Annotated in this window: 19 protein-coding genes; 14 read left to right on the top strand and 5 right to left on the bottom strand. The window is 71.4% G+C overall.

Going from position 1 to position 24,143, the window contains the following annotated elements; genetic code table 11:
* Nucleotides 1-168: 168 nt before the first annotated feature.
* From PATMI_RS0103885 to PATMI_RS0103875, 3 genes are all read left to right on the top strand, one after another.
* Nucleotides 169-630 carry a nuclear transport factor 2 family protein gene (locus tag PATMI_RS0103885; RefSeq protein WP_026909922.1) on the top strand — a complete coding sequence of 154 codons (462 nt, stop codon included), beginning with the start codon at nt 169-171 and terminating at the stop codon, nt 628-630.
* A gap of 11 nt (nt 631-641) precedes the next feature.
* Nucleotides 642-1,139 carry a nuclear transport factor 2 family protein gene (locus PATMI_RS0103880; RefSeq protein ID WP_036725191.1) on the top strand — a complete coding sequence of 166 codons (498 nt, stop codon included), beginning with the start codon at nt 642-644 and terminating at the stop codon, nt 1,137-1,139.
* A gap of 237 nt (nt 1,140-1,376) precedes the next feature.
* Entirely contained in the window at nt 1,377-2,180 is an 804-nt protein-coding gene (locus PATMI_RS0103875; protein WP_026909920.1) for a DUF4386 family protein, read from the top strand.
* A 263-nt stretch (nt 2,181-2,443) separates the two neighbouring features.
* Here the strand turns inward: PATMI_RS0103875 and PATMI_RS0103870 are convergent, their stop codons facing one another.
* Nucleotides 2,444-2,857 (bottom strand): SCP2 sterol-binding domain-containing protein, encoded by a 414-nt coding sequence (locus PATMI_RS0103870; RefSeq protein ID WP_157260605.1) that lies wholly within the window; start codon nt 2,855-2,857, stop codon nt 2,444-2,446.
* A 407-nt stretch (nt 2,858-3,264) separates the two neighbouring features.
* On the opposite strand from PATMI_RS0103870, the gene PATMI_RS0103865 reads away from it, so the two are divergent.
* The gene (locus PATMI_RS0103865) at nt 3,265-3,669 is read left to right on the top strand and encodes an SCP2 sterol-binding domain-containing protein (RefSeq protein ID WP_026909918.1); all 405 of its coding nucleotides are present in this window, start codon (nt 3,265-3,267) and stop codon (nt 3,667-3,669) included.
* Nucleotides 3,670-3,876: 207 nt separating this feature from the next.
* Here the strand turns inward: PATMI_RS0103865 and PATMI_RS0103860 are convergent, their stop codons facing one another.
* Complete coding sequence (locus PATMI_RS0103860) at nt 3,877-5,658, bottom strand: AMP-dependent synthetase/ligase (RefSeq protein ID WP_026909917.1); 1,782 nt, start codon at nt 5,656-5,658, stop codon at nt 3,877-3,879.
* A gap of 422 nt (nt 5,659-6,080) precedes the next feature.
* Between PATMI_RS0103860 and PATMI_RS0103855 the strand changes: the two genes are divergently transcribed.
* From PATMI_RS0103855 to PATMI_RS0103835, 5 genes are all read left to right on the top strand, one after another.
* Nucleotides 6,081-7,271: an acyl-CoA dehydrogenase family protein gene (locus PATMI_RS0103855; protein ID WP_026909916.1), complete on the top strand. Its 1,191-nt coding sequence runs from the start codon at nt 6,081-6,083 to the stop codon at nt 7,269-7,271.
* Between the two features lie 100 nt (nt 7,272-7,371).
* Nucleotides 7,372-9,393 carry an acetyl/propionyl/methylcrotonyl-CoA carboxylase subunit alpha gene (locus PATMI_RS0103850; RefSeq protein ID WP_245604074.1) on the top strand — a complete coding sequence of 674 codons (2,022 nt, stop codon included), beginning with the start codon at nt 7,372-7,374 and terminating at the stop codon, nt 9,391-9,393.
* Nucleotides 9,390-10,976 carry a carboxyl transferase domain-containing protein gene (locus tag PATMI_RS0103845; RefSeq protein WP_026909914.1) on the top strand — a complete coding sequence of 529 codons (1,587 nt, stop codon included), beginning with the start codon at nt 9,390-9,392 and terminating at the stop codon, nt 10,974-10,976. The genes PATMI_RS0103850 and PATMI_RS0103845 overlap by 4 nt, the downstream gene beginning before the upstream one ends.
* 279 nt (nt 10,977-11,255) lie before the next feature.
* Nucleotides 11,256-11,687: a GFA family protein gene (locus PATMI_RS27210; RefSeq protein WP_051471023.1), complete on the top strand. Its 432-nt coding sequence runs from the start codon at nt 11,256-11,258 to the stop codon at nt 11,685-11,687.
* An 81-nt stretch (nt 11,688-11,768) separates the two neighbouring features.
* Nucleotides 11,769-12,209 carry an SCP2 sterol-binding domain-containing protein gene (locus tag PATMI_RS0103835; RefSeq protein WP_026909913.1) on the top strand — a complete coding sequence of 147 codons (441 nt, stop codon included), beginning with the start codon at nt 11,769-11,771 and terminating at the stop codon, nt 12,207-12,209.
* Nucleotides 12,210-12,282: 73 nt separating this feature from the next.
* On the opposite strand, the gene PATMI_RS38120 is transcribed toward PATMI_RS0103835, so the two are convergent.
* Nucleotides 12,283-13,506 (bottom strand): response regulator transcription factor, encoded by a 1,224-nt coding sequence (locus PATMI_RS38120; RefSeq protein WP_026909912.1) that lies wholly within the window; start codon nt 13,504-13,506, stop codon nt 12,283-12,285.
* On the bottom strand, nt 13,503-14,672 hold the full coding sequence (locus PATMI_RS0103825; RefSeq protein ID WP_026909911.1) for a LuxR C-terminal-related transcriptional regulator: 1,170 nt from the start codon (nt 14,670-14,672) through the stop codon (nt 13,503-13,505). Before PATMI_RS0103825 ends, PATMI_RS38120 begins: the two co-directional genes overlap by 4 nt.
* 293 nt (nt 14,673-14,965) lie before the next feature.
* Between PATMI_RS0103825 and PATMI_RS0103820 the strand changes: the two genes are divergently transcribed.
* Complete coding sequence (locus tag PATMI_RS0103820; protein WP_026909910.1) at nt 14,966-16,495, top strand: aldehyde dehydrogenase family protein; 1,530 nt, start codon at nt 14,966-14,968, stop codon at nt 16,493-16,495.
* Nucleotides 16,496-16,601: 106 nt separating this feature from the next.
* Here PATMI_RS0103820 and PATMI_RS0103815 read toward each other — a convergent pair whose 3' ends face one another.
* On the bottom strand, nt 16,602-17,537 hold the full coding sequence (locus PATMI_RS0103815; RefSeq protein ID WP_026909909.1) for a hypothetical protein: 936 nt from the start codon (nt 17,535-17,537) through the stop codon (nt 16,602-16,604).
* 198 nt (nt 17,538-17,735) lie between these two features.
* Here PATMI_RS0103815 and PATMI_RS0103810 point away from each other — a divergent pair, with 198 nt between their 5' ends.
* From PATMI_RS0103810 to PATMI_RS0103795, 4 genes are all read left to right on the top strand, one after another.
* The gene (locus PATMI_RS0103810; RefSeq protein ID WP_157260604.1) at nt 17,736-18,641 is read left to right on the top strand and encodes an ABC transporter ATP-binding protein; all 906 of its coding nucleotides are present in this window, start codon (nt 17,736-17,738) and stop codon (nt 18,639-18,641) included.
* Between the two features lie 118 nt (nt 18,642-18,759).
* A complete protein-coding gene (locus PATMI_RS0103805) occupies nt 18,760-19,464 on the top strand; it encodes a hypothetical protein (protein WP_026909907.1) in 705 nt (234 codons plus the stop codon).
* Between the two features lie 291 nt (nt 19,465-19,755).
* Nucleotides 19,756-22,263, top strand: a complete 2,508-nt coding sequence (locus PATMI_RS33830; RefSeq protein ID WP_211241692.1) for a lytic murein transglycosylase — start codon at nt 19,756-19,758, stop codon at nt 22,261-22,263.
* Nucleotides 22,264-22,364: 101 nt separating this feature from the next.
* Nucleotides 22,365-24,131 (top strand): ABC transporter ATP-binding protein/permease, encoded by a 1,767-nt coding sequence (locus PATMI_RS0103795; RefSeq protein WP_026909906.1) that lies wholly within the window; start codon nt 22,365-22,367, stop codon nt 24,129-24,131.
* Nucleotides 24,132-24,143: the final 12 nt, after the last annotated feature.

Genomic DNA, 24,143 nt, shown 5'->3' with positions numbered 1-24,143 from the left:
GGGCCCGTGTCCACGGGGCCGTCGGCGCGTTGGCCCCCCCTATGGGCAGTACGGATCATCCCGGGGAGTGACGGCGCGCACGGGGCGTCACCCATAGCGTCGTTCCTGTGCGGTCCGTCGCGCTCGGGCGCCGGCGGACCTCCTCCCGACCCACCGAAGGAGAGACCCATGGATTACGCGTTTGCGATCAAGTGGCTGAAGGCGTTCCGCCACAGCTCCGAGGCGATCTGCGAGCTGTACGCGGACGACTTCGTCTTCGAGGACCCGATCCTCGACCAGTACCAGATCCGCGACAAGGGCGACCTGGGGCGCATCTTCGTGCTGTACGCGAACAAGGACCGCACCAACGGCCTGGGCGTGCACAACTTCCGGGTCCGCGGCTACGAGGGCGACCGCTCCTCCGGCCTGATCCGCTGGGAGTGGACCCCGGAGGACTGCGCGAACTTCATCGGCATCGACGTGACGAACAAGCCGTTCTTCACCCAGGGGCACACGTTCCACCAGTACGACGCGGACGGCCGCATCACCCGCGAGTCGTCGTGGTGGGACTCCGGGATCATCCTCAACGCCGTGGGGCACCCGGGCGTCGAGAAGGCCCGGTTCAAGGCCACGTCCGCCGTCAACGCCTGAGGGGTACAGAGATGACGAACATCGACATCGACTTCGCGAAGAACTGGGCGGCCACCCGAACCAGCGACCTCGCCGCCCACCGCGAGCTCTACGCCGGCGAGGAGGAGTTCGCCCTCGAGGCCCGCATGGTCGACGACCACCTCGGCGACACCATCACGACGACGGACGAGTTCAACGAGGAGCTCGCCCAGTACGTCAACAAGGACACCGGCAACGGCCTCGGCGTCCAGTCGCTCACCGTCACCGAGGCCTTTCCGGGCAACGGGCACGTGATGATCCACTGGGACTACTCCGTCGAGGGCGCGGCGACGTTCCGCGGCCTGCCCGTCGAGGGCAAGACGCTGACGTCGAAGGGCTCGACGTTCCTGCAGTTCAACGACGCCGGCAAGATCGTCCTCGAGTCGACGATCCTGAACGAGAACCCGATCTTCCAGCAGCTCGGTCAGCCGATCATCACCCCGCACTACTGGGAGGAGGGCTTCGACCCGGCCTCCCTCACCGCCGGCTGAGCCCCTGCCCTTCCCGCGCGGGAAGGGCACCGCAGTCGCACGCGCCTTCGACGGCCGGGGACCGACGTCCCCGGCCGTCGTGCGTTCCGGTCCGGCTCCGTCGTCGTCCATGTCCGGCGTGGGCCGCGGGACACCCGAAGAACGGTGGGCGTCCGCCCGGCACGGATCCGTCCCGGGCGCCGTCGCGTTGTACAGAGCAAGCTCCGCGGAACCCCGCGGACCATGGAGACTGAGCGCATGAGCAAGAAGCAGGACGCGAAGAGGGACTCCGACGCGGCGATCCTGGACGCCGAGCGGAAGACGGGGCGTCTCGTCGGCGCCGCGGCGGCGGCGAGCATCGTGGCGACGGTGGCGACCCTCGCGGTGGCCAGTTCGGCGGCGGGCGGCTCCGGCCTGCCGAAGGGCACCGTCGCCGGCGGCGACGCGGTCATCGACCGGGCGAAGGTGCTGATCCGCTTCAACGCGAACGAGGCGCAGCTCGCGACCGCGACCGGGCTTCGCGTGCTCGGTCTCCTGCTGATGATCGTGGTGGGGCTGTTCCTCATCCGTCTCGTCCGGACGCGGGACTCGAGCCTGGCGAGGCCCTACCTCGTGTGGCTGACGTTCATCGGCCCGGTGCTGATGTCGATCTCGACCATCGCCGGGTTCATCTCGTACGGCGACGTCGCGGACCACCTGATCGCCCTGAAGGATGCCAACGGCCTGAGCGGCAAGGCGCTGACGGACCAGGCCGTCAAGCTCATCGACGACTCCAGCGGCCTCAGGATCACGCAGTTCGGTGACGGGGCCACGCGCATCGTCGTGGCGATCTGGCTCGCGCTGATCGCGACCGCCGCGATGCGGGTCGGGCTCCTGACCCGCTTCCTCGGCTACTGGGGCGTCGCCGCGGGTGCCTCGCTCGCGATCCTCCCCGGTGCCGGCGGCGACGCCATGATGGCCGGCTGGATCGGCTCCATGGGCGTCCTGTTCCTCGGGTACTGGCCCGGCGGGCGCCCCCTGGCCTGGGACAGCACGGAGCCGCAGGAGATCGAGGCGATCTGACCCGGGTCCCGGGGCGCGGGTCGTCCGCCGACGACCGCCCGGGGACCGGAGCGGGATCGATGCGCGGAGGCCGACGCCGGCGGGGCCGGGTGGGGTCCGCGCGCGTCCGCGCCGTCGACGCGGCGCGACGGCTCGGGAGTCCTCTGGAGGTCGCGTCCGCGACCGAGATGCGCGAAGGCGGACCGGAGCCGGCCCGCCCTCGGTGCTCCCGCGCGTCGGCCCGGCCGGATCGGCGGCGGGAGAGCGATCGGGAGCGTTCCGGGTCAGGAGCCGAGTGCGGCGTCCATCCCGGGGTTGGAGATGTCGGTCTTCGACTTCTCGCCGAGCCTGCCGCGCCACACGTCGTAGTCGAAGCCGCGGAGGATCGGGGCGACGCGCAGGAACTTGCGGACCGGACCCGAGTACTCGACGTCGCCGTGATGGATGGCCATCGGCAGCGGGATGCGGTCGGCGAGCATGTCCAGCCACAGCGGGGTGGGGGCGTACATGTGGATCTCGGCGTTCGCCTCGATGCCGCTCGTCGCGTGGATCGGCATCTTGGTCAGGTGCAGCGTCACGCCCGTGCCCTCGGGGGCGTCCGTCAGGTGGATCGCAACGGTGGTGCGCGCGAACGCCATGCGGCTCGCGAGCTGCTGTTCTTGCGACGCCATCTCGAAGAACTCCTCGAGAAGCCTCACGAATTCATCCGGCGACACTGTGGCTCCGCTCACGGGCGACCCTCCATCCCTGCCGCTGAGGCGGCCTTCCGCTGTGTGGCCAACTTCGCACATCGAGCATGCGAGTGGCACCGACGTCCAAGAGGCTCCCATGCCGGTACGACATCGGTCCTCCTCCTGACGGGTGATCAGGGCCCCTCGATGGGGCTGCCCGGTATGACGCCGGCCGCGCTCGGGGCGAAGATCGCCCGTGCGGACGCGGGTTTCCGTGCCACGTCGGGCCGATCTGCGGCCGATCGGACGATGGATCTCCCCCGGCGGGGTGATGGCGCGCACGGCGTCGGGGGGAGAGGCTGGGAAGAAGCCTCGGACGTGCGCACGCGCACGGGTACGGGGCGCCGACCACCACCAGCACAGGGAGCAGGGCCATGGCCTTTTTCAAGGACGCGGACGAGGTCAACGAGTACATCGGAGGGGTCTTCCGCGCCGCGGCCGAGCACCCGGAGTCCGGCAAGAAGCTCGCCGCCGCGAACGTGACGATGCAGGTCTACTACACGGACCCGGAGTCGAAGCTGACGATCCACCTCAAGGAGCCGAAGGTCGAGGTCATCCCCGGCGGCGACGACGAGAACGCGGACGTCAAGCTCTGGATGTCGGCCGACACGGCGGACAAGTTCTGGCGCGGCGAGTACAACCTCGCCATCGGCCTGGCCAAGGGCAAGGTCAAGGCCAAGGGTCCCGCCAGCAAGATCCTGAAGCTCGTCCCGGCGACGAAGCCGCTCTTCCCGATGTACCGCGACCTGGTCGCCGAGAAGGACGCGGCGACCGCCTGATCGCGCGGGGCCGCCGCGGCCCCGCACACCGCCCCGTCCGGGGCGGAGCACGACCCCGAGCGCCCCGGCGCCGCTCCCCCGGGACCGGCACCGGGGCGCTCGGTCGTCCGGGGCCGGAACGCCGATGGCCGGGCGGGGGGAGCGTCCCCGGCCCGGCCGTCGGCGTCCTGTCGTGCGGTGCCGGCCCGCGGCCGGCACCGCACGGGCTCAGTCGCCGTACAGGTCCTTGATGACGTCCGCGAAGGACTCGTCGACGATGCGCCGCTTGATCTTCATCGTCGGCGTCAGCTCACCGGTCTCCTGCGAGAGGTCGCGCTCGAGGATCGCGAACTTCTTCACCTGCTCGACGCGCGCGTACTTCTCGTTGACCTGGTCGATCTCGGCCTGGATCATCGTGCGGAGGTCCTCGTTGCCCGACAGGGACGCGACGTCCTCGGCGATGCCCTGCTCCTTCGCCCACGGCCCGACGGTCTCGGGGTCGAGCGTCACGAGCGCGATCGGGTACGGGCGCCGGTCGCCGTGCATCACGACCTGGCTGACCCACCGGCTCTGCTTGAGGTCGTTCTCGAAGTTCGCCGGCGCGATGTTCTTGCCGCCCGCGGTGATGATGATGTCCTTCTTGCGGCCGACGATCGAGATGTAGCCGTCCTCGTCGATGTGGCCGAGGTCGCCGGTGTGCAGCCACCCGTCGGCGTCGACGTCCTTCTTCGAGTCGTCCATGCCGTAGTAGCCCTGGAAGATGTTCGGCCCGCGCAGCAGGAGCTCGCCGTCCTCCGCGATCTTCGCCTCCTGACCCGGGAGCGACACGCCGCAGGTGCCGAACTTGATCTTGTCGACCGGGTTCATGGCAGCGGCCGTCGAGGTCTCCGTCATACCGAAGCCCTCGGTGATCGGGACGCCGGCGCCGTAGAAGAACTCCAGGATCTCCTTCGTGGCCGGGGCGCCGCCCGAGATCCCGCGCTTCAGGTTGCCGCCGAAGACGCCGCGGACCTTGGAGAACACGGCCTCCTCGGCGCCGTCGAACTTCGCCTGCAGGTCGGCGGGGACCTCCTCTCCGGCCTCGCGCAGGCGGCGGACCTTCAGGCCGAGCTGCCCGGCGCCGATGAGCTTCGCCTGGGTCTCCTTGTCCTTCGAGCCCACGACGGCGCTGTAGATCTTCTCGAAGATGCGCGGGACGGCCGGGAGGTGGGTCGGCTGGGTCTGCGCGAGCTCGGGGACGAGCTTCGCGGTGTCGCCGCCCCAGTAGATGAGCTTCGCGCCGACGTCGAACACCATCAGGTGGAACAGCAGCGCGAACGCGTGCGCCAGCGGCAGGAAGAGATAGAGGACCGAGTCCTGATCGAGCCCCGACAGCGCGGGGGCGGCCTCCATGATGAAGCGGTAGTTGCCGTGCGAGAGCACGACGCCCTTCGGCGGCCCGGTGGTGCCGGACGTGTACATGATCATGTACGCGTCGTCGACGCTCACCGATCCGGCACGCTCCTTCAGCGCGTCGGCGTCGACGTCCTTCGCCCGCTCCTTCAGCTCGCCGAGGGAGATCGCGCCCTCGACCTCGCCCTCGAGCACGATGATCCACTCCAGCGCGGGGAGCTCGTCACGGACCTTGACGATCTTCGCGACCTGCTCCGCGTTCTCGCAGACGATGCCGCGGCACTCGGAGTTGCCGACGACCCAGGCGCACTCCTCGGGGGAGTTCGTCGGGTAGACCGAGACGTTGACGGCGCCGGTGGCCGTCAGGCCGAAGTGGGCGGTCGACCACAGGGGCCGCGTGTCGGCGAGGACGGCGATCCGGTCGCCGCGCTCGATCCCGAGGGCGAGGATGCCGCGTCCGATCTCGATGCCCGAGTCCGCGAGCTGGGAGTAGGTCAGGTCGGACCACTCGCCGGGGGTCGCCTGGTACCGGCCGGCGACCCGATCCCCGTAGGCGTCCTTGATGCGGAACGCGAAGTCCGCGATCGTCGTTCCGGCAGCGGTGGCGGTGGTGCTCATGCTGGGTTCTCCCCTCGTGGTGGTCCGGCGTCCGGGGTGCGGACGCCGAGGGCGGCGCCGTCCCGGCCGCAGGTGTGTCCCTCCGCGCGATCATCCACGGTCCGCGAGCGTCAACGCGCCAACTTCCGTCCTCCGGGGCATCAAGGTCACCCTTTCGGGGGTCTGTGCGGTGGCGCACCGACGCTCGGTCCGTGGCGGCGCGTCCGCGACGCGGTCGGCCGGGGCGGGCGGCCGCGCCCCGGGTGCCCGGAGCCCGCGGCGCCCAGGCCCGGCGGAGCGCCCGCCGCGGTGCCCGGGGACCCCTCCCCCTATCAGCGAGCAGGACCCTGCGAAAGGGTGAGGACTGGCCGCGTGGCCAGCCATAGGGTGTCTGCTATCGAGGTGCGGCGCCGCCGCACGTGCACCAGAGGGGCGATCCGCACATGTCCGCAGTCATCACCGAGAGCCGCCAGTCCTACGGGCTGGACGACGACCACCGCGAGATCCTGGAGCAGGTCGACAAGTTCTCGAAGGCCAACTTCTGGGAGCTCCAGGAGCGGATGGACAACGACGAGTGGTGGCCCGACGACGCGCTGCCCAAGCTCGGCCAGACCGGCTTCCTCGGCGCGACCGTCCCGCCGGAGCTCGGCGGCGCGGGGCTCGACTTCGCGGCCTCCGGCCTCGTCCTGCAGGGCGTCGCCCGCTGGAACCCGTCGCTGTCGCTGGGCATCCTCGCGCACGAGAACCTCTGCCTGAACAACATCCTCCACAACGCCAACGACGAGATCAAGCAGCGCTACCTGCCGGGGATGTGCGACGGCTCGATCGTCGGCTGCCTGTCGCTGACGGAGCCCGGCGCCGGCTCGGACGCCCTCGGCGGCATGGCCACGACGGCCAAGCTCGACGGCGACCACTACGTCCTCAACGGCACGAAGCTCTACATCACGAACGGCCCGGTCGCCGACGTCTCGCTCGTCTACGCGAAGACCTCCCCGGAGCTCGGCGCCAAGGGCATCACCGCCTTCGTCGTCGACACGAAGACCGAGGGCTTCAACGTCGCCCAGAAGCTCGTGAAGATGGGCATGCGCGGCACCCAGACCGCCGAGATCGTGTTCGACAACTGCCGCGTGCCGGTGGAGAACGTCGTCGGCGAGGTCGACCAGGGCGTCAAGGTCGTCATGAGCGGCCTCGACCTCGAGCGCATCGGCCTGAGCTACATGATCCTCGGCATGGCGGAGCGCTGTCTCGAGCTCGCCGTCGACTACGCCAAGGACCGCAAGCAGTTCGGCAAGGCCATCGGCGAGTTCCAGCTCGTCCAGGGCATGCTCGCCGAGATGTACACCGAGGTCGAGGTGCTCAGGAGCTTCTGCTACGACGTCGGCAACGAGGTCTCCGAGATCGAGCACGGCTCCGCGCGCAGCCGCGTCCACAAGCGCTCCGCGGCGCTCGTGCTGCAGGCCGGCCTGATGATCATGCGCGTCGCCGACAACGCCGTCCAGGTCCACGGCGGCGCCGGCTACATCTGGGAGATGGAGATCAACCGCCTCTACCGCGCCGGCAAGCTGCTGCAGATCGGCGCCGGCACGAACGAGGTCCGCAAGATCATCATCGCCCGCGAGCTGCTCGGGAACTGAGCCCGATGACGGACCAGCTGGTCGCTCCGCCGGCCGCGCCGGCCGGCGGCGGCCCGCGCACCGGCGCCCCGGCGTCGTGAGCACCGTGCAGGAGGGAACCATGGAGGAGGGGACCTTGCAGGAGGGAACGATGTTCTCGACCGTGCTGATCGCCAACCGCGGCGAGATCGCGGTTCGCGTGATCCGGACGCTGCGGCGTCTCGGCATCCGCTCGGTGGCGATCTACTCGGACGCCGACGCCGAGGCCGTGCACGTGCGGGAGGCCGACGAGGCCGTCCGCATCGGGCCGGCGGTGGCGAGCGAGTCGTACCTGTCGATCGACAAGGTCCTCGACGCCGCGGTGCTGTCGGGTGCGGACGCGATCCACCCGGGCTACGGCTTCCTGTCGGAGAACGCCGACTTCGCGCGCGCCTGCGAGGAGCGCGGGATCGTCTTCATCGGTCCGCCGGCCGAGGCGATGGACGCCCTCGGCGACAAGGTCCGCGCGAAGCTCGCGGCGGAGGCCGCCGACGTCCCGGTGCTCCCGGGCCTGCAGCGCGACGGGCTGACCGACGAGGACATCCTCGGCTTCGCCGACGAGCACCCCGACGCCTTCCCGCTGATGGTCAAGGCGTCGGCCGGCGGCGGCGGGCGCGGCATGCGGATCGTCCCGACGCGCGACGAGCTCCCGGCCGCCCTCGAGGCCGCGCGCCGCGAGGCCCTCTCGGGCTTCGGCAACGACGCGCTGCTCGTCGAGCGCTACGTCGAGCGGGCCAAGCACATCGAGGTGCAGCTCCTCGCCGACGCCCACGGCAACGCGATCTCGCTCGGCGAGCGCGAGTGCAGCCTCCAGCGCCGGCACCAGAAGGTCGTCGAGGAGGCGCCGTCCCCGACGGTCACCCCCGAGGTCCGCGAGCGGCTCGGTGCGGCCGCCGTGCGCCTGGCCCACGAGGCCGGCTACGTCGGCGCCGGCACCGCCGAGTTCATCGTCTCCTCCGACGAGCCGGACAAGTTCTTCTTCCTCGAGGTCAACGCGCGCCTGCAGGTCGAGCACCCCGTCACCGAGCTGATCAACGGCGACATCGACCTCGTCGAGCAGCAGCTGCTCGTCGCGGCCGGCCACGAGCTGACGATCGCGCAGGAGGACGTGGAGCTCACCGGCTGGGCCATCGAGGTCCGGCTCTGCGCCGAGGACCCGGCCAACGGGTTCCTCCCGGCCACCGGCAGGATCGGCCTGTTCCGCGCGCCCACCGGCCCGGGCATCCGCGTCGACACCGGGTTCGAGACGGGCTCCGAGGTCACCCCCTACTACGACTCGCTGCTCGCGAAGGTCATCGCGTACGGCAAGGACCGCGAGCAGGCCCTCGCCCGCCTGACCGGCGCGCTCGAGAACCTCCGCGTCCTCGGCGTGACGACGAACGCCGGCTTCCTGACGCGGCTGCTCGCCGTGCCGGACGTCGTCGCCGGCGACTTCGACACGGGGCTGATCGAGCGCGGCGCGGCCGAGTCGCTGCCGCCGCAGGAGGACCTCGTCGAGGCCGCGATCGCGCAGGCGCTCGCCGAGACCCTGGCGCTCGAGCCCACCGACCCGGCGGCGGACTCCTGGGACCGCCTCGTCTCGTGGCGGATCGACGGGCGCGCGCCCGTCGACCTGGAGCTCGAGACCGCAGCGGGCGACGTCCTGGCGATCACGGTCGACGGTGCGCCTTCCGCGGGCGCCGTCGTCACGGTGGGCGAGGACGACGGGGTCGGCGTGTCCGCGCGGTCGGCGCCCGACGGACGGACGACGGTCGTCACGGGCGGCCGTGCGCGCCGCTGGGACCACGCGACGGTGGAAGGCCGCCGCTGGCTGGGCGCGGGCGGCGACGCCTTCGCGTTCACGCTCCGCGAGCCGGTCGTCGAGTCGGCCGCCGCGGCCGCCGAGGGCTCGCTCGAGGCGCCGATGCCGGGGACGGTCATCGCGGTGAGGACCGCGGCCGGTGATGAGGTCGAGGAGGGACAGGTGCTCGTGGTGCTCGAGTCGATGAAGATGGAGATCACGTTGACCGCGCCGGCCGACGCGACCGTCGCCGACGTCCACGTCGGGGTGGGGGACAGCGTCGTCCAAGGTCAGGTCCTCGTCGAGCTGGAGGCGTCCGCATGAGCGTCGTCCTCCGCAGCCAGGCGGATCCGAACAGCGAGCAGTTCCAGCAGAACCAGGCGGCGCACGCCGAGCTGCGTGCGGACCTGAGCGAGCAGATCGTCCGCGTGCGCGCCGGCGGCGGCCCGAAGTCGGCGGAGCGGCACACCTCGCGGGGCAAGCTGCTGCCGCGCGAGCGGGTCGAGAAGCTGCTCGACCGCGGCTCGCCGTTCCTCGAGCTCTCGACGCTCGCCGCCCACGGGATGTACGACGACCAGGCGCCCGGCGCGGGGATGATCACCGGCATCGGCCGGGTCTCCGGCCGCGAGTGCGTGATCATCTGCAACGACGCCACCGTCAAGGGCGGTTCGTACTTCCCGATGACGGCGAAGAAGCAGACGCGGGCGCAGCTGATCGCGCTGCAGAACCGCCTGCCCTGCATCTACCTCGTCGACTCCGGCGGCGGATTCCTGCCGCTGCAGGACGAGCTCTTCCCCGACGTCGCGGGCTTCGGCCAGAGCTTCTACAACCAGGCGAACCTGTCGGCCGAGAACATCCCGCAGGTCGCGGCGGTCCTCGGGTCCTGCACCGCCGGCGGCGCGTACATCCCGGCGATGTGCGACGAGTCGGTGATCGTCAAGGAGCAGGGCACGATCTTCCTCGGCGGCCCGCCGCTGGTGAAGGCGGCCACGGGCGAGGTCGTCTCGGCCGAGGAGCTCGGCGGCGGCGACCTCCACACGAAGAAGTCCGGCGTCGCCGACCACCTCGCCGCCGACGACGCGGACGCGCTGGCGATCGTCCGCTCGATCGTCGCGACGTACCCCGAGAAGGGCCCGTCGCCCTGGAAGATCTCGCCCGTCGAGGAGCCCGTCGTCGACCCCGCAGGGCTGACCGGCGCGGTGCCGGCGGACCTCCGGACCCCGTACGACCCGCGCGAGATCATCTCCCGCATCGTCGACGGCAGCCGCTTCCACGAGTTCAAGGCGAACTACGGGACGACGCTCGTGACCGGCTTCGCGAAGCTCCACGGGCACGAGGTCGGGATCATCGCCAACCAGGGCGTGATCTTCTCCGAGTCCGCGCTCAAGGGCGCGCACTTCATCGAGCTCTGCGACCAGCGGAAGATCCCGCTGATCTTCCTGCAGAACATCACGGGCTTCATGGTCGGCAAGGACGCCGAGGCCGGCGGCATCGCCAAGCACGGCGCCAAGCTGATCGCGGCGGTCTCGACGACGCGCGTCCCGCGCCTGACGGTGATCGTCGGCGGCTCGTTCGGCGCCGGCAACTACGGCATGTCGGGCCGGCCGTACTTCCCGCGCTTCCTCTGGATGTGGCCGAACGCCCGCATCTCGGTGATGGGCGGCGACCAGGCGGCCAACGTCCTCGCGACGGTCGGCAAGGAGACCGACGAGGCGAAGATCGAGGCCCGCAAGGAGGAGATCCGGGCGCAGTTCGAGCACCAGGGTCACCCCTACTACTCGAGCGCCCGCATCTGGGACGACGGCGTCATCCCGCCGGAGTCCACGCGCGACGTCCTCGGCCTCGCGCTGTCGGCGTGCGCGAACGCACCGCTGGCCGAGCGCCGCACGCCGGTCTACCGGATGTGACGGACCGCGCCGGCCGGCCCGCTACGGGCCCGGCCGGCGCGCACCCGCCGCCGCCCGTCCCCCGGACGACCGGGGGGCACAGACGGCGGGGAGTACGCTGCAAGCAGGACCTCAGGAGCGTGCGGACGCCGTCCGCCCCCTCCTTCGGAGGGGCAACATCACGCCCCGGGGCGATGCTCCGTCCAGGGGCTCGGCGTAGAAGATGAACGTGGCGCGAGGCGTCACACGACCGCGACGGACGCGTCCCGCACCGCCGCACCACATCGAGGAGGAGCACCCATGTCGAGGCTCGACGGGCACTGCCTGTGCGGCAACGTCACCTACACGGTCGACACCGAGGACCCGATCATGACCGGGATCTGCCACTGCCGCGACTGCCAGCGGTCCTCCGGCTCGGCGTACTCGATCATCGCCGCGGTCGAGAAGGCCGACTTCCACGTCGAGGGCGACTCGCTCAAGGTCTTCGACACGCAGGGCGAGGACCGCGGCGCGCCGGCGCACCGGAACTTCTGCTCGAACTGCGGCTCGCCGCTGTTCTCGATCCTCGGCGACGCCGACGACATCGTGTGGATCAAGGCCGGCACGATGAACGACGCGTCGTGGCTCGAGCCCGAGCTCGAGGCCTGGACGACCTCCTCGCAGCCGTGGGCGCGCGAGGCCGAGGAGCGCGACACCCGCGGGTACTTCCCGCGAGGGCTCGACACGGACTGAGCCGCCCACACCGGGCGTGGTCCGTGGCCGGTCGGCTGACGTCCGAGCGCACGCCGTCGACCGAGGCGCGACAATCGAACGATGCTCGACCCCGAGCACCCGCCCGACGCGTCCCCCCAGGCGGACGGGTCCGACCGCGGGCTCCCCGCAGGCGTCGTCCGGTTCGTCGAGGACGTCGAGGGCGCGCTGGAGGACGAGCAGGCGGCCAAGCGCCTCGCGCTCGCCCGGGTCCGCGTCCAGATCGACGTGACCGACGCGGACGTCTCGGTCCTCCTGCTGCTCGATCGCGACCCGCCGGCCGTCGTCGTCGGTCGCTCCGACCAGCGCCCGAACGTGCGGCTGTCGATCAGCTCCGGAGACCTCGGCGCGATGCTCTCCGAGGGGTCGCACCTCCCGATGGCGATCCTGGCCGGCGACGTCGTCTTCGAGGGGGCGGTGCGGAAGCTCCTGCGCGTGCTCCCGATCCTCCGGGCGGCCGCCGACGGAGCGCGCTGGACCCGCGAGAACCGGCCCGACGCGTAGCGCCTGCGGGGGCGCCGGGCCTCGCCGACGTCCCGTCCGTCCCGGGAGCTACGGGCGGCGCCCGCGCCTCCTCTCAGTCGTCGGCGTCGACCTGGGCGATGCCCAGGTACCGGGCGATCGCCTGGGACCGGTTGACGGCCCCGAGCTTGCGGAGGATGTGCTTGACGTGGGACTTGACCGTGCCCTCGGTGATGACGAGCTGCTCGGCGATCGCGCCGTTCGTCGCACCGACCACCATGAGCTCGAGGACCTCGCGCTCCCGCGCGGTCAGCTCGTCGAGGACGGCCGACCCGCCGGAGAGCGCCGAGACCGCGCTGCGGGCGACGATCGAGCCGGCGTCAGGGTGCCGGGCGAGGTCGATGCCCGAGTCGCAGAGCTCGTCCATCATGCGCTCGGCGGTGGCGAGGGTCTCGCGCACGTGGTCGCGCTGGGCGCGCAGGCGCTCGAGCAGCACCGTGCGCTCGTAGATCTTGCCGAAGCCCTCCGCGAACGCCCAGAGGACGTCGCGGTCGACGTCGTCGACCCGGCGCGCCGACGGGTGGTAGTCGGCGTGCAGGAACCCGACGACGTTGCCGCCCGGGACGATCGGGGCGGCGACGTACGACTTGGAGTGCCCGGCCTCGACGATGATCGGCCGGTGGATCTCGGTGGTCTGGGCCTCGGTGTCGTAGACGATCGCCGGGCGGCGCTCACGGACGAGGCTGGCCTCGAGCATCATCTCGTCGAGCGGGATCCCCTGGTCGATCCAGGGCGTGAACCAGCCGTCCATCTCGGCGCCGTCGCTGAAGTGGCCCTTCCACGGCTTCCACAGCCCCTCGTCCACGCGCGAGAGGACCACGCGACCGAAGCCGCAGCGGGAGACGAGCTCCTGGCAGACCTGGTCGACGAGGTCGCCGGACGTCGGCAGCGAGCGCAGGCGCGCGAGGCCGGCCGAGCAGTCGGCGAGGCGCCGGGTGCGCAGGCTCAGCTCGTGCTCGTAGAGCTCCGACGAGAGCTGCTGGAGGTCGGCGACGAGGCGGCACAGCCGCGCGGTGTCCGCCGCCGACGACTCGCTCGAGAGGCGGAGGCGCTCGATGCAGCACCACGTCAGCGCCGAGACGATGTCGGCGGAGCGGCCGGGCCGATCGCGGTCCACGCCGGGGACGGCGAGCTCCTGGTCCAGCGCGTTCGCGACGTCGGCGTGCGCGGCCATCACCCGCGCGATGAGCTCGCTCTCGCGACGCCGCCACCCCGGGCTGCGCGTCGGCGCCGGGAACGCCCGCGGCGCCGCGTCGACGGGCTCGTAGGTGCTGCTCATGCGGGCCGGTGCTGGTTGCGGGTCAGCCGGAGGTAGCGGGACACGGCCTCGGCGCGGTTCGAGGCCCGCAGCTTGCGCAGGATGTGCTTGACGTGCGACTTGACCGTGCTCTCGGAGACCACGAGCTGGTTGGCGATCTGCACGTTCGTGGCGCCGCTGGCCAGCAGGCCCAGGACCTCGCGCTCGCGGGGGGTGAGGACGCTGTTGATGCGGGCCTCGGGCGCGGTCAGCATCGAGGCGGGCGTCGCGGACGTCGTCGCGGCGTCCGGCGCCTGGCGCGCGAGCTGGACCTGCGCGGCGCAGAGCTCGCCGATCATGCTCTCGGTGTCGGCGAACGCCTTGCCGATCCGCTCGTGCTGGAGCGCGAGGCGCTCGACGAGGACGGCCCGCTCGAAGATCAGGCCGAAGCCCTCGGCGAAGGTCTGGATGTTGTCGCGGTCGTGACTGGTCAGGGGCCGGCCGGAGGAGAAGGTGTCCGCGTGCAGGAAGCCGATGACCGGACCCGTGGTGACGATCGGCGCGACGACGTAGGCGCGGGTCTCGGCGACCTCGATCAGCGGCCGGAAGGTCCGGGCGTCCTCCTGGGCGTCGTGGATCAGCGCCGGGGCGCGGCGACGCACGAGCTCGGCCTCGAGCATCGACGTCACGAGCGGGATCTCCGCCCCGGCGAGGAACGCCTTCAGCGCGACGTTGACCTCGTGCTCCTCGTCCGCGACGAGGTGCAGCGTGTGCGGCACCCAGGTGGACCCGCGGACGCGCGAGATCATCGCGCGGTCGAAGCCGCAGGCGGCGCAGAGCTCGGCGGGGGCCGCGTCGATCAGCGCGGCCGACGACTCCTCCTGCCGGATCCGGGCCAGCGCGCCGTGGATGCGGTCGAGGGTCTGGAACCGCAGCCCGAGCGTGTGCTCCCGCAGGTCGGACTGGAGCTCCCCGACCTCGACGAGCAGCTCGCACAGGTCGGCGGCCCGCGGGGGGTCGAGGTCGATCGCGGTGAACTGTTCGCCGATCTCCGCCGACAGGCCCGTCAGCGTCGCGACGATGCGGCGGGCGGGCTCGGGGTTCGGGTCCGGCGGCTCGGCCTCGATCATCGTCCGGGTCGTCCGGGCGAGGTCGCGGACACGCGCCTCGATGTCGGTCAGCTCTCCGAGAGGGCGGGTCGTGGGCATGCGGTGCGGTGATCCTCGTGGGCGGCGCGACCGCGGGTCGACGCCGCACCTCGTCAGACCTTAGCCGCACGGGGTCGCCACCGGGGACGGGCTGGCGAACCCCCGTTGCACGCCCGCGCGTACGGGCGCTCGCGCGACCTTTCCGCACGGACCGGACGGGAGTGCGCTCCCTTCGGAGGGTGTCAATACCCCCGGAGTGGGATGGCGCGGACGCGGATCGTCGGAGAGGATCGTCAAAACCCTTCGGCCGCCATCCGGGCGCCGCCGGGACCACCGACCTCGGGAGAGCACTCATGGCCACAGTGGGCGTGCAGCACCACAAGATGTTCATCGGCGGACAGCACCAGGACGCCGACGAGTCCTACGAGATCCGCAACCCCGCCAACGAGGAGCTCGTGGCGACCGTGGCGAAGGGCACGGTCGAGCACGCCGACGCCGCCGTCGCCGCCGCGAAGAAGGCCTTCGAGAACGGCAGCTGGGCGACGCTCGGCCCGGACGAGCGCCGCGAGGTCATGCTGCGGATCTCGGAGGGCCTGTCGGAGAAGGTCGAGGAGCTGATCGAGGCCGAGATCACCGCGAACGGCGCCACGGTCCGCCAGGCCGGCGGCTTCCACATCGGCCTCGCCGCTCCCCACTTCGCGTACTTCGCGGAGCTCGCCGGCAAGTTCCAGGCCGAGGTCGGCATCCCGACGGCGCCGTACCCGACGCTCTCGAGCAACGTCCTGCGCCGCGAGCCGATCGGCGTCTGCGCCGGCATCCTGCCGTGGAACTTCCCGCTCGTCCTGACGCTCTGGAAGATCGGCCCGGCGCTCGCCGCCGGCAACTCGATCGTCATCAAGGCCGACGAGAAGACCCCGCTCTCCACGCTGATGTTCGCGGACATCGCGAAGGAGGCCGGCCTGCCGGACGGCGTCCTGAACATCATCACCGGCGACGGTCCCGAGGTCGGCGCCCGCCTGTCCTCGCACCCCGACGTCGGCAAGATCGCCTTCACCGGCTCGACGGCCGTCGGCCGCGAGATCATGAAGGCCGCGTCGCAGACGGTGAAGAAGGTCTCCCTCGAGCTCGGCGGCAAGGGCGCCGCCGTGATCACGGAGGACGTCGACATCAAGACCGTCGCGGACGCCGCGATCATGGGCTGCTGCCTCTACAGCGGGCAGATGTGCGAGTCGATCACGCGCCTCATCGTCCCGGAGTCGATCCACGACGAGCTCGTCGCGCAGATCGTCAAGCGCATCGGCACGCTGAAGATGGGCGATCCCTTCGACTTCGACACCGACGTCGGACCGGTCGTCTCCAAGCGCCAGCACGACCGCGTGCTCTCGTACCTGAAGATCGCCGAGGAGGAGGGCGCCGTCGCCGCCTGCGGCGGCAAGGCCCCGGAGGGCCCCGAGTTCGAGAAGGGCTTCTGGATCGAGCCGACGGTCTTCACGAACGTCACCAACGACATGCGGATCGCCCGCGAGGAGGTCTTCGGGCCGGTCCTCGTGGTGATCAAGTACTCCGGTGACGTCGACGAGGCCGTCGCGATCGCCAACGACTCGATCTACGGCCTGTCCGGCGCGGTCTGGAGCAACGACTACGAGGTCTGCCTCGACGTCGCGCAGAAGCTGCAGGCCGGCACGGTCTGGATCAACGACGTGCACATGGTGACCCCGGAGCTCCCGTTCGGCGGCTACAAGCAGAGCGGTCTCGGCCGCGAGCTGGGCCCCGACGCCCTCAACGAGTACACGGAGGTCAAGCACATCCACATCGACCTCTCGCAGAAGCTCGAGAACCGGGCGTACGACCTGGTCCTGAGCGCCGGTCCCGACGAGGACTGATCCCCGGCCGGCCGCTCCGGCGGCCGGTCACCGCAGGAACGACGAGGGCCCCGTCCGCCGGACGGGGCCCTCGTCGTTCCGGGCCACGCCCCGTGCGGGGCGTGGCCTAGCGGTGGAAGGCGTGCCGGCGGGTCTCGAGGATCCGGGTGCCGGCCTCGACCGCGCGCATCAGGCGCTCGACCTCGCCCTCGTTCAGGGCGCGCTGCAGGCCGGTCTCGGCGAGCTCCGCCGCGGTCGTGACGGCGTCCCCCACGCGGTCGTCGTCGGCGCCGACCTCGGCGCGCACGAGCCGCAGGCCCGCCGCGGCCTGCAGCGCGGCGGCGGACGTCCGACCGGCGTCGAGATCGAGGAAGACCCGGATCAGGAGGTCCTCGCACTCGAGGACCGCGAGCCGACCGGTGAGCGCGTCGGCGACGGCCTCGGCGGGGGCGAGCGTCGACGCCCGGGAGGCGCGCTGCCCCGGGGGCGCGGGGATGTCGAGCGCGTCGGTCCAGCCGCCCTCGGCGACCTCGGACGACGTCCCGAACCCGATGCGGACCTTCCGCGCGTCGCGGCGCGCGACCTCCAGGCGGTACGGATCGCCGGACCCGGCGCGGTGTCCGCGGATCGCCCGGTTGAGGACCGCGAGGCCCTCGTCGACCCAGCGCTGCTGGAGGTCGACCATCTGGGCGATCTCCTCCAGGCGGTCCCGGGCCTCGTCGGCCTTCGGGATCGGCGCGCTGGCCTCGACGTACGACGCCAGCTGGATCGGGACGTCGTCCAGACCGTCCTCCGGCTCGAGGAGGCGAGCCTTGCGCCGGATCCGCCGGCGGCCCTTCGCGACGCCCTGCACCGCCATCACGAGGACGTCCGCCGCGCCGGCGTCCAGGACCGTCCCGGTCACGCGGTCGCGATCACCGATCACGAGCGGCTCCTCTCCCGGTGCGCCGGTGCTCGAGAGCGACGGGCTGAGCCGACGTTCGGGCACGACGACGTAGCGGCCTGCGCCCGGGCCCACGCCATGCGTGAACTCGAACTGCACGAAGAGAAAGAACGGAGCCACGCGGCGACTCTATGCGGGTGGGGCCGTCGGAGAGGACGAAAGTCACAGACACCCCCACCAGCGGGGGACGGATATCCCACCCCCGACATATCCCCCCGCCGATGCGGCCGCCGTACGATCGCTTGGCAGCGCGGTGCCCGGTGGATCCGGATGCCCCGCCGACGAAATCACGGGTGCTGCGATGAAGGAGACAGGGCGATGACCACAGGACGGGGTCTGCTCCATCGGGAGATGGGCGACGACGAGAGCGGTGTCGGTGCGGATGCCGAGACGAAGGCGCTTCTCGACGCGGCACACGAGTACAGCCTCCACGAGGGCCAGCCCTCGTTCCAGGAGAAGAACCCGGGCGACTTCTGGTCGATCGAGTGCGTCGACGTCTACAAGTCCTTCGGGCGCAACCCGATCCTCAACGGCCTGAACGTCGGCATCCCGGAGGGCATGATCACGGTCATCCTCGGGCCGTCCGGTACCGGCAAGTCCGTCGTCATCAAGCACCTCATCGGGCTGCTGTTCCCCGACTACGGCGACGTCATCGTGCATGGCGACTCCGTGCCGAACCTGACGACGTCGCAGCTGCTCCAGATGCGCCAGAAGTTCGGGATCCTGTTCCAGGACGGCGCGCTGTTCGGCTCGATGAACATCTTCGACAACGTCGCGTTCCCGCTCCGGCAGAACACCGACATGCCGGAGGGCGAGATCGCCGAGGTCGTCAACCAGCGCCTCGAGGAGGTCGGCATGGGACACGCCGGCGTCCTGATGCCGAACGAGCTCTCCGGCGGCATGCGCAAGCGCGCCGGCTTCGCCCGCGCGCTCGTGACCGAGCCCGAGATCGTCATCTTCGACGAGCCCGACTCGGGACTCGACCCGGTCCGTACCGCCCTCCTCTGCGAGCTCATCGTGAAGATGCACGCGCAGCACGGCGGCACCTACGTCGTCGTCACCCACGACATCGCGTCGCTGCACCAGATCGGCCAGTACATCTCGGTGCTGTGGAAGGGCCGCATCGTCCAGGCGGGTGCCCGCAAGGACATGTTCGAGTCCGACAACCCCTTCGTGCGGCAGTTCATCAACCGCCGCCTCGAGGGCCCGCTCGGGATGGACTGAGTCCCGATCGGGCACTCGGTCTCCACGCGGATGCGGGATCCCCGCCGGCACGCGGCGCGCCGGCCGGGCACACCGACGCGGCCAGGCGCGCGGCGGTCGACGGGCGCGGTGAGCTGACGTGGGCGTCCACCGCGACCCCAACGACGTCCCGCAGCAGTTCGACGACACGGTCATCCGCCACGGGCGGCGCCCCGACAAGGGGTGGATCGCGTCCGACGTCGCCGAACGGCTGCCCGGGCTCGAGCTCGTGCACCTCCGCAGCCCGGTCACGGTCACGACGCGCAGCCCGGAGTGGGCGAAGCAGCGCCTGCGCCACCTCTCCACGAGCGTCCGCGGCATCGACCTCCTGCGCACGAACAACTCCGAGGCGCCCGCGGCGTACCGCGAGCTGTTCCGCAGCGTCGGGCGCAATCCGGACGACGACCGTCCCCCGATGGAGGAGGCGTACTTCGAACGGCTCCTCCGCGGTGGCTTCCAGCACATCGGCATCCCCGCCGACGCGCTCACGATCACGCTCGCGGAGACCGGCATCCCGATCTGGGCGGTCGACGCGGGGCTGATCTCCGGGGAGCTCGGCATCCGGCGCAGCCTCGCCGGCGAGATCCCCGTCCCGCGGGGCATGGACCCGGACATCACGGTCGGCCACCTGGTGGTCGCCGACGACCACGGGATCGTCGCCGAGCTGTGTCGCGAGCCGCGGTCGCTCCGGGCGATCGGCCGGGAGACGACCGACGTCGTCCTCTACTCGATCAAGCCGCGCGCGGTCACGCAGATGCGCATCGACGAGGCGTTCTGGATGTGCACCTCGATGCTCGAGCCGTAGATGCGCGCCCCCACGCAGGTCCCAGGGGGATCCGGACCGGTGGACTACGCCCTTTGGGGGATAGCAACGCTCCGTCCGGGTGGTTGCCTTGTGTGATGCACATCCCGTACGGTGCCACAGTGAACATGGCCCGACTGGGCGACGCGGCGACCGGAGGAGCTCCGGCGGGTGCGGCGAAGGTCGGGATCGGAGCAACGCGGGCGGCGCCCGTGTCCGGAGCAGTACCGGGGCCCAGTCGTCCCGGAGGCACGAACGTCGCAACGCGCACCTGAGGGTTCTGGAGAGAGTCACGTGAGTCGGAAGACCAAGATCGCAGTGGGCCTGTCGACCGCGGGGGTGGTGGCCGCCGGGTTCGGCGCTGCCTCGAGCGCGTCAGCGGAGTCGCGGACCCTCACCGTCACCCTGGCGGGCGGGACGGTGCTGCAGATCAACGTGGACGTGCCCCCAGGCACGCCCATCGACCAGATTCCGCTGCCCGACCTCGGCGGCCTCGTGGTGAAGGTCACGGGCCCGGGGCCGGCGACGACGCCCGCCCCGTCGACCACGGAGGCCGCTCCGACGCCGTCGACCCCCGCGGCACCCGCGGGCACGACGGACGCCGCGCCGGCGACGACGACGGGCGCCGCGCCCGCGACGCCCGGCAAGAAGCGCAAGAAGCAGAAGGCCCCGTCGACGAAGTCGATCGAGGACGTCGTCGACCAGGTCACCGGCACGTCGGGCAAGAAGGGCTCGAAGGCCCGCAAGGCGCGTCGCGCCGCGCGCGCCGCCGCCGCGGCGTCGGTCGACAGCGGTGGCGCCGAGACCGGCCCCGACGGCACGACGACCCGCGACGCGGGCGGCGCGCCGACCCCGGCGGATCCGACGTTCTCGCTCGCCACGCCGGGCGCGGCACCGCGCGGCGTCCCGAACTTCTTCATCGACAAGTTCCGGATCCCGCCGTTCCTGCTGCCGATCTACCAGGCCGCCGGTGCCCAGTACGGGATCCCGTGGGAGACCCTGGCCGCGATCAACGAGATCGAGACCGACTACGGCCGCAACCTGTCGGTGTCCTCCGCGGGCGCCGAGGGCTGGATGCAGTTCATGCCCGCCACGTGGAAGGGCTACGGCGTCGACGCCAACAACGACGGCTCCGCCGACCCGTACAACCCGGTCGACGCGATCTTCGCGGCCGCCCGGTACCTCCGCGCGGCCGGCGGGGAGAAGAACATCAAGAAGGCGATCTTCGCCTACAACCACGCCGACTGGTACGTCGACTCGGTGATGCTGCGCTCGCGCCTGATCGGTGGTCTGCCGCCGGATCTCGTGAGCTCGCTGACCGGTCTGACGCAGGGCGTGTTCCCGGTCGCCGCGAAGTCGCGGTACGCCGGCGACGACACGTCGAAGAAGGCCCGCGCGCGGACGAAGAAGGGCAACGCCGCGAAGGTCATCAACTCCGGTGCGCAGCGCCAGATCTCGATCTTCTCCCGCGCCGGGGCCGGTGCGGTCGCCGCGCAGGACGGCCGGATCCTCAAGGTCGGCAAGAACCCGCGCCTGGGCAGGTTCGTGATGCTGCGGGACGTCTACGGCAACACGTACACGTACGGCAACCTGAAGACCGTCGCGCACTTCTACCCCGTGCCCAAGCGCGGCGCGATGAAGAAGGCCGAGAAGGCCGAGGCCCGCCGCCTGGAGCGCATCGCGAAGGCGAAGGACCCCGTGCCGACGAAGGCCGCGTCGGCCGGCCAGCAGGCCGCCCCGCAGGCGGCACCCGACCCGGTGACGCCCGAGGCGCCCGTCGTCGACCAGGGCGGGATCGCCGACACGGTCCAGTCCGCCCGCGACACCCTGTTCGCGAACCCCGCGCGCCCGCTGGCGAAGAAGAACGGCGGCGCGGAGCAGCTCGCCAACGCGCAGCTCGAGGACGGCACGTCCGACATCGCGCTGAACGGCTGGGACAAGAAGGACGTGAACCTCAAGCGCCTGAAGAAGGGCGCCAAGGTCATGGCCGGCACCGTCCTCGGCCGCATCGGCAAGCAGAAGGACTCGACGAAGTCGCCGCACCTGCAGTTCGAGGTGCACCCCGCCGGCAAGGGCTCGCCCCGCGTCGACCCGAAGCCGATCCTCGACGGCTGGAAGCTCCTGGAGTCCACGGCGGTCTACCGCGCCAAGGGCACCAACCCGCTGTTCGGCGAGGGCTCCGCCACCGCCGGCCAGGTCCTGCTGATGAGCAAGGAGCAGCTCCAGCAGCGCGTGCTGTCGGACCGCAACCTCGGCATCTACGAGGAGGGCCGCCGCGACATCGCCGCCGGCGCCATCGACCGTCGCGTGCTCGCGACGATGGAGTACCTGACGACGTCGGGCCTGCGCCTGACGATCTCGTCGCTGCGCTCCGGCCACGGCAAGATGACCGCCTCGGGCAACGTGTCGGAGCACTCGACCGGCAACGCGATGGACATCGCGTCCGTCAACGGCATCACGATCACGCCGAAGACGCAGGGCAAGGGCACGATCACGGACTCCACGATCCGGCAGCTGCTGCAACTGCAGGGCACGATGAAGCCGCACCAGATCATCTCCCTGATGACCTTCCCGGGCACGGACAACACGATGTCGCTGCCCGACCACGACGACCACATCCACGTCGGCTTCAAGCCGGAGGGCACCAACAGCGCCGAGCTCGGCAAGCAGGTCCAGCAGCTGCTGGAGCCGGGCCAGTGGATCAAGCTCATCGACCGCATCGGCGAGATCACGAACCCCGAGGTGTCCGACGGCGTCTCGAAGTCCGCCATCAAGACCAAGAAGGCCGGCAAGGGCGACTAGATGGTCGTTCGCACGGCCTCGCGGCGCGACCGGCGCCGCGGCGTCGTCCGGCACACCGGACCTGGGACACGGAACCGCCGCGTCGTGCGAGGATCGTGACGATGTCCACGTCGCCTCCTCCGACCGACACGACCGCGAAGCCGGGCACCAGCGCCGGCCGCGGTGGCCTCTCCGCCCGTGGCGTCCGCGTCCAGGCGGGCGGGCAGACGCTCGTCCGCAGCGTCGACATCGACGTCCGGCCCGGCGAGCTCTGCGCGATCATCGGCGCGTCCGGCGCCGGCAAGTCGACGCTGGTCCGCGTCCTCGCCGGGGTCAACGCCCCCAGCGCGGGCGAGATCACGGTCGACGGCGAGCACATCGACTTCGCGACCGACTCCGTCGGCTACGTCCCGACCGGCGACCTCGTCCACCCGCAGCTGACGGTCCGCGAGGCCCTCGGGTACGCCGCCGCGCTGCGCGCCCACGACGTCCCGGCGCGCGAGCGCGAGGCCCGCGTCGAGGCGGTGCTCGAGGAGCTCCACATGACGCACCGCGGCGACGCGCAGGTGCGGTCGCTGTCGGACGGCGAGCGCCGCCGCGTCGCGTGCGGCACCGAGCTCGTCGGCGATCCCTCCGTGGTCGTGCTCGACGAGCCGACGTCCGGCCTGGATCCCGGCCTCGAGCGGCGCCTGATGCTGCTCCTGCGCGAGCTCGCCGACCGCGGGCGCGCCGTCCTCGTGACGACGCACGCCACCGGGAGCCTCCGCCTCTGCGACCGCATCATCGTGATGGCGTCGGGCGGTCGCGTCGCGTTCGTCGGCTCGCACGACGAGACGCTCGCCCACTTCGGCGCGACCACCATCGACGAGGTCTACGCCGCGGTCGAGGACTCCGACGACTCACGCGACGTCGTCGCGGGCCCCACCGGCCACGCGGCCTCCGGCGGCGCGACGACCACGAGCAACGCGTCCCAGGCACGGCGCAAGGCGCCGCCGGTCAGCCGCCAGATCCGCACCTTGTCGTCGCGCTACGCGCTCTGCATGCGCCGCGACGCCCGGTCGCTGGCCCTGATGATCGGCCAGGCGCCCGTCATCGGCATCGCGATCGGCCTGACGGTGCCGGCGAACATCCTCTCCGACCCGACCGCGGGCGGCTACTACGGCGTCCTCCTCGCCTTCATGATCGTCATCGGCGCGGTCTGGCTCGGCCTGATCGCCGCCTGCCGCGAGGTCGCCCGCGAGCGCGACGCGCTGCTCCGCGAGGCCGCCGTCGGCGTCCGCCTCGACGCGTACCTGCTGTCGAAGTGCGTGGTGATCTTCCCGCTGGTCGCGTTCCAGACCGTGCTCCTCGTGGTGCCGGTCGCCGTGCTGCAGCCGCCCGCCGGGGACATCACGCAGTACGCGGGGGTGCTCGCGATGGCCATCGTCGGCGCCTGGGGGGCGGCCGCGATCGGCCTGCTCGTCTCCGTGCTCGTCCAGAACGCCGGCCAGGCGACGACGGTCCTGCCGCTCGTCGTCATCCCGCAGCTGCTGCTCTCGGGCGCGCTGATCCCGACCGCGAAGATGATCGTCCCGGTCCGGGCGCTCTCCGACATCACGCTCGCCCGCTGGGTCGAGTCGGGCATCGGCAACTCGTTCAAGCTCGAGACCGCGCTCGACAGCGGCAGCAGCGGCAGCATCACGGACTTCACCGGGCTGCAGCCCAGCTTCTTCGGGCAGGGGCTGGTCCTGCCGATCCTCATGGCCGCGCTCCTGACGGCCGTCACGCTGATCTTCACCGCGATCGTCCTGGACCGCCGCGTGATCAACGCGATCTACGACGAGTACGACCTGCTCGACGAGGGACCGGGCGGCGGACAGGCCGTGCGGCCCGTCGCCAGCCCCGCCTGACCGCCGCCCACG

The organism is Patulibacter minatonensis DSM 18081 (genome assembly GCF_000519325.1).
Lineage (GTDB): Bacteria > Actinomycetota > Thermoleophilia > Solirubrobacterales > Solirubrobacteraceae > Patulibacter > Patulibacter minatonensis.
Note: the sequence above shows the minus strand (reverse complement) of the source record. Positions and strands in the feature narration are given on the sequence as shown.